This is a genomic window from Candidatus Obscuribacterales bacterium, assembly GCA_036703605.1.
In the GTDB taxonomy this organism is placed as follows: Bacteria; Cyanobacteriota; Cyanobacteriia; order RECH01; family RECH01; genus RECH01.
In genome coordinates this window covers 1-9915 of the sequence record DATNRH010000639.1, presented here as the reverse complement: position 1 = coordinate 9915, position 9915 = coordinate 1, and the positions used below count along the sequence as shown (strand labels likewise).

At 55.9% G+C, this 9915-nt stretch carries 9 protein-coding genes; 4 read left to right on the top strand and 5 right to left on the bottom strand.

Going from position 1 to position 9915, the window contains the following annotated elements; translation table 11 throughout:
* Both V6D20_13470 and V6D20_13465 read right to left on the bottom strand, forming a co-directional pair.
* Window positions 1-760: hypothetical protein (locus tag V6D20_13470; GenBank protein ID HEY9816790.1), on the bottom strand; the 760-nt coding region annotated here is incomplete at its 3' end.
* 230 nt (window positions 761-990) lie between these two features.
* Window positions 991-1509: a hypothetical protein gene (locus V6D20_13465; protein HEY9816789.1), complete on the bottom strand. Its 519-nt coding sequence runs from the start codon at window positions 1507-1509 to the stop codon at window positions 991-993.
* 866 nt (window positions 1510-2375) lie between these two features.
* On the opposite strand from V6D20_13465, the gene V6D20_13460 reads away from it, so the two are divergent.
* The gene (locus V6D20_13460) at window positions 2376-4124 is read left to right on the top strand and encodes a hypothetical protein (GenBank protein HEY9816788.1); all 1749 of its coding nucleotides are present in this window, start codon (window positions 2376-2378) and stop codon (window positions 4122-4124) included.
* Here V6D20_13460 and V6D20_13455 read toward each other — a convergent pair.
* Both V6D20_13455 and V6D20_13450 read right to left on the bottom strand, forming a co-directional pair.
* Entirely contained in the window at window positions 4086-5033 is a 948-nt protein-coding gene (locus V6D20_13455) for a biotin--[acetyl-CoA-carboxylase] ligase (GenBank protein ID HEY9816787.1), read from the bottom strand. The two genes, V6D20_13460 and V6D20_13455, sit on opposite strands and share 39 nt — an antisense overlap.
* 1 nt (window position 5034) lies before the next feature.
* A complete protein-coding gene (locus V6D20_13450; GenBank protein HEY9816786.1) occupies window positions 5035-5904 on the bottom strand; it encodes a DNA adenine methylase in 870 nt (289 codons plus the stop codon).
* Window positions 5905-6249: 345 nt separating this feature from the next.
* On the opposite strand from V6D20_13450, the gene V6D20_13445 reads away from it, so the two are divergent.
* The 3 genes from V6D20_13445 to V6D20_13435 are packed head-to-tail and all read left to right on the top strand — an operon-like array spanning window position 6250 to window position 8673.
* Window positions 6250-6453 (top strand): DUF751 family protein, encoded by a 204-nt coding sequence (locus V6D20_13445; protein ID HEY9816785.1) that lies wholly within the window; start codon window positions 6250-6252, stop codon window positions 6451-6453.
* A gap of 45 nt (window positions 6454-6498) precedes the next feature.
* Window positions 6499-6939, top strand: coding sequence for a 30S ribosome-binding factor RbfA (gene rbfA / locus V6D20_13440; GenBank protein HEY9816784.1), 441 nt, complete (start codon window positions 6499-6501; stop codon window positions 6937-6939).
* A gap of 51 nt (window positions 6940-6990) precedes the next feature.
* Window positions 6991-8673: a glycoside hydrolase family 3 N-terminal domain-containing protein gene (locus V6D20_13435; GenBank protein ID HEY9816783.1), complete on the top strand. Its 1683-nt coding sequence runs from the start codon at window positions 6991-6993 to the stop codon at window positions 8671-8673.
* 29 nt (window positions 8674-8702) lie between these two features.
* On the opposite strand, the gene V6D20_13430 is transcribed toward V6D20_13435, so the two are convergent.
* Window positions 8703-9413: an FHA domain-containing protein gene (locus V6D20_13430; GenBank protein ID HEY9816782.1), complete on the bottom strand. Its 711-nt coding sequence runs from the start codon at window positions 9411-9413 to the stop codon at window positions 8703-8705.
* Window positions 9414-9915: the final 502 nt, after the last annotated feature.

Here is a 9915-nt window from a genome sequence, read left to right as displayed (position 1 = left end):
CTTGCTGGAGTGTTTGGAGCTCTGTTAAGGCATCATTACGCTGCTGGAGAGTATAGAGCCGGACCAGGGACTGGTAGCGAAACCAGCCGTCTAGATTTTTTTGTAAATTAGGCTCCGCATCGGGCAAAATTCGGGCTGGCTGGCTCCAAAGTCCCGATAAAATCTCGGCGGTGAGCCCAAGGGACGGATCTGTGGCGGCAGATGATCCCGTATCTGGGGGCGATCGCTCCATCACCTGCTGCCAAAGCTCTAAGGCCGATGGGGTCTTGTCTTGATTGACCTGTAGAAGACCGATGCGAACATCAAGCTGGTTTAGCAAACTCTGCTGCTGCTGAATGGCTCGCTGTAGGGCCTGGGTCGATTCAGCGGCCGCTGGGGTTGAAGGAGAGGCGATCGCTGGCTGGCTGGCACCGGCTGGATCAGCATCGGTGTTGAGATCATCGAGACGTCTCTGGAAGCCTTGCAGCGAGGTTTGGGCAGACTCCCGCACCTCTTGATATTGCTTCAGCGCGGTCGCTAGGGGATTTGCGCCCACCAACACATTTTGCACAGGTGGGACGTCGCCGGCTTCGTTAGCGCTAGAGACAAGTTCCAATTCAGCCGCATTCAGCAGCAGATCGGTTTGGTAGAGCTGCAATCGACTGGTGATTTGCGGTTCATTCCAACTTGCCAACAGTCGTATGCTGACTTGCAGCACGACCAGTACCGTCAGAATGCCTAGAATTAATGGCCGCAACGGCATGGATCGTTGTTCCGTCATTCCCTCTCCCCGTCTCACTAGATCCTGACCAATGGCGGTTTTTGGAGACCTACGCCCTGGCACTGATTGGCATTATCGCACTGTTCGCGGATGGGTTGTTATGGCCCCAAGGGGGGATAGCGCACTGGATAGTCCAGGATAGATACAAAAAATAGGGGCATTGCCTAACAATACCCCCGGAAATCTAATCATGCTGCTTCATGGTCTACACATCGTTGGCAGCGATCGCCTTATGCATCCGGCGAGGGAGTGTGATGGCTGATGTTGTAGCACAGGGCCAAGAGCACACCGCCTGCAGCAAATTTCAGCACTTCTAGGACGAAGTAGCCTTGGTGCATAGCTGTCATGGCATCGGGTACAGCAGCAGGAGCAAAGAGGTTGAGATTTAGACCCAATTGGCTCATGGCTGGAGAAAAGATGTAGGTTTCCAGCAAGCAAATGCTGACCAGTACCGATGCGAGAGCGATCGCCCATTGACGGGTGGTTGCTTGAATCACCTGGAGACGGGTGAGCAGCAACATGCTGGTGACCACAACTGCCGCCAAGAGGAGTTCAACGCGGTTAAAAATCCAGAACATCAGATAGCCAGCGGAGGCAAAGTCAGACTGGGTCATCATGCCCGTTAGGTAGAGGCTAGGCATCATGACCATATCGACCACGATGCTGCCCCCTAACCAAATGGCTAGAGAGGCTAGGGCCACCATGACCCAGCGGTTTGGACGAAAGGATGGTTGGGAAAGCGTAGCCATAGGATATCGACTCCATAATGCCTGTGGGTGGTGGTGGTCAATCCATGCCCCATGGTTGGAGTGGAGAGATCACAGGGACGGCGGAACCTTTGATGCGATGACGGTTTCGCTCTAGCCCTCTAGTTGTACGATAGCGAAGTCATGGGTGGAAAACCGTGAATTTTCGTGTCACACCGGCGCTCTGAGGAGCTGGTATGGCTGGGTTGCGTCGGCTCGTTGGACAGCGATCGCCTCGGGGCAGAATTGGCTGATATGGCCCAATCTCAGGTACACCAAAGGCTTGACCGATTGGGTTGATGTTGCTTGAGCGGCTCTAAGATAGGAGCGATCGCTTTACGCATTGTTGCGATCGCTTCATGCATCTTTAAACATGCATGTTCAGAGATGGATAGACGGTTTGGGCGTTAAGGTCTAGATGGGGGGCGATCGCCAAGGTTTTGATTCCGCTCAACTTCTGCTCAACATTGCAGATGTCTAAAATCTCGCATATCTTAGGGTGACGGATGCCGTCCAGCCGGTCTAATGTCCATCCAGCCTATGACTTGAGATGCTGGTCTCGCGCCGTTCCGCGATCATGGACTCCGTTAACCGTTGAGCAGATTACCGCTCCATGACGTCCCCCTGCTTTTGCCCAAAGCTGGCTAATCTGTGTCTTCTATATCTAGATCATCTAGATCTTAATCTAGGTCTTAGGGGTGTGGAGCTGAGCTGTCGATAGCTGCAACCCTACGATACATCGACATCCATTCCGTCAAGGGATAAGACTACATTGGGGCATCCCTTGCCTAAAGGTTTGACCACTGCTGTGGCGGTGCGGATATGTTTAGAGTCTGTTAACGTCTGTTTAGGTGAATCGAGTCTGCGTCATGACTGAAGCCAACATTCCTCCCATGCATTCGTCGTCGTCCCAGGAGCAGACCTCTGCCGAGCGTCGTGATCCGGTGCAACACCATCGTGAAGCTTCCCCTCTCTCTGCCATTGGGGACGAACCCACGGCCCATCTTGACGATTGGCAGTTGGTTGATTTTCCCAACGCCATTAGCATTGATGCCATGGAGCGGCGGGCGATGTACGACAGTGGTGATGTGCAGCCTCGGCTGACGACGTCCTCCCCCAGCGATCGCCCTCGGCCATTAACAGTGTTGCCCGATCTCTCTTCAACGGCCAGCACCGCCACGACGTCTTCCGATTCTGCTCCCAATGAGCCCCCTGCGCCACCGGAAGTATCGGATTTAATTGCCTTAATTCAAGATCTCAACCAGTGTAATCATGCGTTGCTGGAGCGGGTGAATCAGCTTGAGGTCGCGTTGGACGATGCCCAGATGGCGGCGGGATTGGGGGGCGATCGCTCTGCCACCACCTTAGATTCATCAGCCGATCAGCTATCCCAATTGCCTCAAGGAGAGGTGGCACACCAACAGCGCCAGCAGATCCGCATTGATACCCTCACAGCTCAGTTTACAAGTAGCCAGCAGCGGATTGCTGAGCTAGAGCGGGAATGTGCTCTGACCCAGCAGCGCTACCAAGCCCAGACGCAACATTTGACGGAGCTAGAAGCGGTTTGTCGAGATCTGCGATCGCGTCTCCATCGCCAGCAGCGCTATACTCTGCAGTTCAAAGTTGCCTTGGAAAAATCCCTAGAAGTGCCCCTGCCGAGCTACCTAGAAGGGGCTGATGCAGAGGCCGCTGATGAAGGGCTGCCCGCTGTCTTACGGGAAGCTAAGGGGATTCAGCCCTGGTCAGCCCAGGCTATTTCTGACCATGTTTCCAAGATCGAAGCCCAGCTCCAGTCTGCCCTGCATGATGTGCCGCTCATGTCAGAAGAAGAGCCTCTGGATACCATTCTGCCGGTCGCGCCCCTTGTGGCTTCGCCCGCTACGCCACCGATTGATGTGTCCACAGGGTTGCTCACGGAGTCACCTACGGATCTGGCAGCCGTCTCAGATTCTGCCAAGGCTGGTTTCAGTCCTGTCAACAGCTTCGCCCAGACGCCTCTTCCCCCCAAACTGACAGCCCTGTCCCAAGTCAAACGCGATCCGGAAGCGCCATCAAGCTTGTCCTTGCCCGGGGAGAAAGAAAAACCGGCTCCCCTCGATCCTGCCCTGCTGCAACAGCTTGATGCGGCGGTACAACCCTTGCTGGATTCGGTGATGGAGGTGATTAAGGCCGAGCAGCCGGCTGAAGCTTCTCCCGCTACGCCGTCGGCTTCGGAGGTCGAACCGTCCGGCGATCGCGTACCGTTGTTCGACGATCTCTCCGCAGACAGCACGGTTTCGCCTGAGGCAGAAGAGTCGCTGTGGCAAGATCTGGCACGGCTGGTGGATATTTCCACCGATGATGTGGTGCAGGCGAGCCTATCGGGCAATTTTGATGCCTTTGCCGCAATTAACTACGATGCTGTGCCGGGGCATGGAACGTCGTTACCCAAGGCTACTGCATCCAAGGCTGCTGGACGTCCGTCCTTATCATTACCCCAAGAAAAGCCAGCGATCGCCCCACCGCCAACTCCACTAACTCCCCCAGCTCCCCCCTCTCCTACCCTAGAAACCTCTAGCCCTCGCAAAAAGCGGACGTCCCTAGCCTCGATTGATCTCCCCACCTTTCCCCGCGCTTAGAGCGTTAGAATTGGGTTCGCCTGGAGTTGCGTAGCCGAGGTGGATTTCTCCTGGCTGCAGGTGGCGATCGCTTTCAGTCTCAGCCTCCCGCACCTCCAGATCTCCCTGGGGTGAAATGCCGATCACCTGCACTTGCCGATCTCCTAGGGGTACCCATTGTCCGAGATGGCTGAGAAGCTCGTGGTAATCAGGGGCGATCGCTGCCATGCCAACCTGCTGCCATAGGCCATAGGCGCTCAGGAGTCCCCACAGGACTTGGGCCACCACCTGCTCCATGGAGGGGAGAGGCGATCGCCCTTGCTCGATCAGCCAATCCCGCAGCGCGATGCCATGGGCTGGGGTGGTGTTCCTCCAGTTGAGCCCCACGCCAACCACGGCCTGCTTTACCTGCCCCTGGCGCAGACGGGTTTCTGTCAAAATGCCGGCAAGTTTGCGCCCCTCGATCACCAAATCATTGGGCCATTTAATCTGCACCGGAATCGACCCCTGCCGAAGAGCCTGAGCAATGCCCCAACTACAGCAGAGGGTGAGCTGTTGCGCGGCCTGGGCACTACAGTCGGGACGCAGCGCCACCGAGAGATAGATGCCCCCTACCTCAGACTGCCATACCCGCCCTCGCTGCCCGCGGCCAGACTGCTGCTGTTGGGCGATGACGACGGTGCCCTCGGCGGCCCCTTGCTGCATGAGGTCTGCCAGGAAGAGATTGGTCGATTCTAGGGTTGTATAGGCGTAGAGCTGAGGGGCGATCGCTGCCGTGGGAGCGAATCTAGGGGAGAGGCGGGTGCCGCTACGGTAGATTTGCTCCAGCTCTGTCTGTACGATCTGCTGCTGAAAGTCTGTCCAGATGGGCTCCGGCATGGGTAGGGCGTTGGGGTTGACGAGATGATTTAGGGCGATTGAGTAGGACAACTTAGATGGACTGCAGCGGAGGTTTGTAGGATGTAACCAGGACTTCGGTAATCCTGCCCCGCCGCTGGGCGTTGCAGTTGACCAAGCGAACCGCCGAAATGGTGTGGATATGGGCGCGATCGCAACTGCCGTAAAGATCACGAATAAAGGGACAGTCGGAATTGGATAGCATCACCTGTACGCCTCGTTCGGCTAAGGCGACAAAGGTTTGAAAGAGACGAATTTGATCGGCTTCCCCAAAGGCATAGCGGTTATAGCCGGTGAAGTTGCTGGTGGCGCTGATGGGATGATAGGGCGGATCAAAATAGACAAAGTCGCAGGGAGACTGGGCAATGTCTAAAACATGGTCAAAGGGCTGACGGGTAATGGTGGCCCGTTGTAGCACCGCAGAGGCGGCGTAGAGAACGTCGGGATCAAAAATGCCGGGATTTTTGTAGCGCCCCATGGGTACGTTAAATTTTCCCTTGGAATTCTCGCGATACAGACCATTGAAGCAAGTCTTGTTGAGATAAATCAGCCTGGCTGCCCGCTCCACAGGCGATCGCCCCTCACTGGCCCGCACGTCGTAATAATGCTCTGAACAATGGGCCCGTCGATGCTCTGCCAGATGGTGGAGTACCTCATCCACGTTCTGCTGCACACATTCATAGACATTGACTAGCTCAGGGTTAATATCCGTCAGATAGGCTTGACGCAGTTGGCTGGATAGGAAAAAAAAGACAGCCCCACCCCCCAAGAAAGGTTCGTAGTAGGTGTCAAACTGCGTTGGGAAGAAGGCTCGATATTGCTGGAGCAACTGCCCCTTGCCGCCCACCCATTTTAAGAACGGTCGGGGCGCGATCGCAGCAGAGGAGGGACGGGGTAAGGACATGGGCATGGCTGAGGCGGCTCAGGTTTGGGGTTGAGACGGGGATGAGACTGGTTAACCGGTAGTGCCCTAGAGGCAGTTATGATTCGTATTGACTGACAGACGTTAGGTACAAAACACCATGGAATCTCCGACGGTGGGCTAGTGTTCCAGGCATTCAGTCCGTACAATGGGGAGAGGCTAGCGCGCCATGGTTGCGGTTTAGATAGTAGAATCGCCCACAGGAGCCAACGTTACTTGGGTCGTCTTGGGCGCTGCTTGGGCGATCGCGTCTGCTTGTATTGACAGTTTGTACTGACAGTGTACTATCCCAGTGGGCACCTGCGCACTTATTTTTATCCCACGATTATGCAAGACTTTTTTCAAAACGTTTCCCGCTATCCCCGTTATTTAATCACCTTTAGCCTGGGTGTGCTCTATACGTTTGTAAAGCCGTTGATTCCCCTGTTTGAACGTCCCACAACGGCGGTGGCTCTCGTGGGGCTCATGGTCGCTTCCTTCGCATTTCTCACCTTTACTCTGCGGGCAATGCTAGGGTTGAATGCGGGCTAGTAACCCACCCCAAGATTAAACCTGTACCCGTTGGGAGGGACACCTATGGCAAAGAATCGTCGCGTAGAGCGCGTAGCAGAGCTGATTCGGCGCGAAGTCAGCCAGATGCTGGTTGCCGATATTAAAGATGAGCGGGTGGGGATGGGCATGGTGAGCGTCACGGATGTGGATGTGTCCGGTGACCTCCAACATGCCAAAATTTTTGTCAGCATTTACGGCAGTGATGAAGCCCGCACGGAAACCATGGAAGGGTTGCGGTCTGCCACGGGATTTGTCCGCAGTGAACTGGGAAAACGGGTGCGCCTCCGCCGCACGCCTGAGGTGCTGTTTGTGGAAGACCGGGGCATTGAGCGAGGCAGTCGGGTGCTGTCGTTGATCAATCAACTCAGCCAAAACCCGTCACTCCTCGACGATGAGCCCGCAGAGGCAGATCCGGTGGCTGTGGATGACGCTGATGGTGACGACGCTGATGGTGGTGATGATTAAGGGCATCGCGTTGATCGCCTATCCTGCTGCGGTCGATCGGTTGAGCTGGTCGTGGCGGGTGATTTTGGGGGCGATCGCCCAATGAGTTTGCCGGACTGGAACAGTCTGCCGCTGCCCCAACAGGTGGCGCAGATGATTGTGGTGCGAGCGTCGGGCTACTGTTTTGATCATCAGATCCAGTATCCAGCCCTAGAACCGCCTGCAGAAACCCTGCGCCACTGGATCCAAACCCTAGGGGTGGGAGGCGTCATTCTCCTGGGTGGCAGTGCGGTGGAGCTGGCGGTGCGATCGCAGCAGTTGCAGGATTGGGCCGCGGTGCCCCTCTTGCTGGCGGCAGATATTGAGGAGGGGGTGGGCCAACGCTTTAGTGGAGCCACCTGGTTTCCGCCCCCCATGGCCCTAGGGGCGATCGCTGGTCATGATCTGCAGGGGGCGATCGCGGCGGCGACGGACTTTGGGGCAATCACGGCCCAGGAGGCCCTGGCAATTGGTCTGAATTGGATCTTGGCTCCGGTGGTGGATGTCAACTCCAATCCCTTGAATCCGGTGATCAATGTCCGGGCCTTTGGCGATCAGGTCGAGATCGTGGGGCGGCTGGCGGCCGCCTTTGTGCAAGGGGCCAAGCAGCAGGCCATTCTCACCACGGCTAAACATTTTCCTGGCCATGGCGACACCACCACAGATTCCCATCTCGATCTGCCGATTTTACCCCACAGCTTAGAACGGCTGCAGGCACTAGAATTTCCGCCCTTCCAGCAAGCGATCGCTGCCGGCGTCGATGCGGTAATGACGGCCCATATCCAAAGTCCGTCCCTCGATGCTAACTACCCCGCCACCCTCTCGCCCCTGCTGTTAACCCATTGGCTGCGGCGGCAGTGGGGGTTTGAAGGGTTGATTGTGACCGATGCTTTGGTGATGGGAGCGATCGCCCGCCGCTATGGCCCCACCGAGGCAGCGATTCAGGCAATTCGAGCGGGGGCCGATAGTTTGCTGATGCCAGCGGATCCGGTGGCCACGGTACAGGCGATTTGCCAGGCGGTGGATGCCGGGGATCTGCCCCTAGAGCGGATCCATGCATCCCTTGATCGCATCTGGCACGCCAAGCATCGTCTCCTCGGTCATCGTCTACCGGCTGGCGATACCTCCCATCAGTGGGAAACCCTGCCGCCGCCGCCCTTGGCCTTGGATGCCATCGCCACCCCCAAGGCGATCGCCACGGTGCAGACGATTCTTGAGCAGTCTAGCGATCGCCAAGGCTCGTTCCCCATAGACGGACTCAAGCCTGATGAGCTGGGCTGGAACGTAATTTTGGTGGATAGCCTGGTTCATTGTCCATTCCTAGGGCTCACCAGTCCAGCGATCGTCATACCTGAGCAACGCGGCTATACTCTGCGGCTTATTGATCCCCATAGCCCTTGTCAGCCCAGCGCAATCCTGCCGCTTCGCCCCACCATTGTGCAGCTTTTTGTGCGGGGTAATCCTTTCCGAGGGGCGGCCGGTCTTACCCAGTTTGCCCAGCAGTGGCTGGCGGTTCTACATCAAACCTGTCCTATTCAAGCCTTGCTGATCTACGGCAGTCCTTACGGAGTTGCAGCCTGTCAATCGGCAACGAGCCCTGATCTACCCTACCTATTTAGCTATGGGCAAATGCCCCAGTCCCAGACCCTGCTCATGGGCCAGCTCTTTGGCGCTGTGCAGCCCAATGTGGGGCGATCGCTGCCTTTCACCGACTAGCAGAGGGTAGGGATACCTCACCGTGAACCTTAAGGATGTCGGCGCATAAACATCGAGGTGTCTTCAGAGCCAAGGGCTGTGGAGTCTCGCGCTTCATCCTCTTGCGATGTCCACAGATCCTCTGCGTCTTGATATTCCGGATCGAGCGGCATGGTGGGAGGTGCGTCTGCCAGGCTCACCTGGGTCAACACGTCGGGAGATAGTTCACTGAGCTGCTGGATGGCTTGGGTGACAAAAAATGTAAACGTTAAGCTGCCCAAACGCACCTGATCGCCATCGGCTAAGGGCCGATGCTGACGCAACATCTCGCCATTCACAAAGGAGCCATTGCTGCTGCCCAAATCACGCAGATAAAAGCCCTCTTGAGGAATATATTCAATCGATGCATGGTATCGAGACAGACGGCGATCGCGAATGGGCACATTCACCCGTCGCGAGTCTCGGCCGATCGTCCATATATGTTGAGGCTGGGCAAAGGTTTGGCTCCGACTGCCCACTAAATTGGTGATAATATAAGCTCGCTCCCCTAAAACCATGCCCTGTACGTAGGGAAACATGGATCCTCGCAGAGAGCGGGCTCCTGACATTTCTAAGTTTAAAATCTCATCCAGCAATCCTCGGTTTTGCTCATAGAGCCTTAAGAAGACCTGGTAGAGTCCTAAGCGTTGATTCAGTTCCGGATCAGGCTGTCTGTCTAGAGCTTGTATGGACTGCGATGCCAAAAATTGGGGGTCTATCATAGCGTCGTAGGGTTGAATGCTTCATGAAGTTGATGGATGGGTAGAAAGCGAGCGTAGGTCTACGTTGCACTTATCTAAAAACGTAAGGTTGAGCCGGAACACGTCGCGATCGCGCCCCACCAGAAAATCCGTCGTCAAATCAATCGCGCCTCTGCATGATGGAGATCTACTTCCATTTTGTCAGGTTCTCCAGAGAGGCTCTACGGTTTGACATGTCTCCTGATAAAAACCAGATAGACTGTCAACAACTGCAACGGTTTGTGTGGTTTCAATACGAAAACGACAGGGCTTGGGTGACAGATCCGAGAAGTTTTTCTCAAACCCTAGAAATAGACTTTGATTCCGCTGCAAGGGTTGCCCATTATAGGGGTTGCCTTAAAAAACGGAGTAGCTCCCGGTTCACAGTTTGTGGGGCTTCCTGCTGAATCCAGTGACCACACTGAGGAATTAACTTCAATTGAAACGGAGCATCGACCAAGGCTCCCAAGCCTTGGCTTAGCCG

Bases quoted from the DNA above. Each gene is read 5' to 3' on its own strand.
- V6D20_13465 (HEY9816789.1), bottom strand. From the start codon at position 1,509: ATGGCTACGCTTTCCCAACCATCCTTTCGTCCAAACCGCTGGGTCATG.
- V6D20_13460 (HEY9816788.1), top strand. From the start codon at position 2,376: ATGACTGAAGCCAACATTCCTCCCATGCATTCGTCGTCGTCCCAGGAG.
- V6D20_13450 (HEY9816786.1), bottom strand. From the start codon at position 5,904: ATGTCCTTACCCCGTCCCTCCTCTGCTGCGATCGCGCCCCGACCGTTC.
- V6D20_13445 (HEY9816785.1), top strand. From the start codon at position 6,250: ATGCAAGACTTTTTTCAAAACGTTTCCCGCTATCCCCGTTATTTAATC.
- rbfA (HEY9816784.1), top strand. From the start codon at position 6,499: ATGGCAAAGAATCGTCGCGTAGAGCGCGTAGCAGAGCTGATTCGGCGC.
- V6D20_13430 (HEY9816782.1), bottom strand. From the start codon at position 9,413: ATGATAGACCCCCAATTTTTGGCATCGCAGTCCATACAAGCTCTAGAC.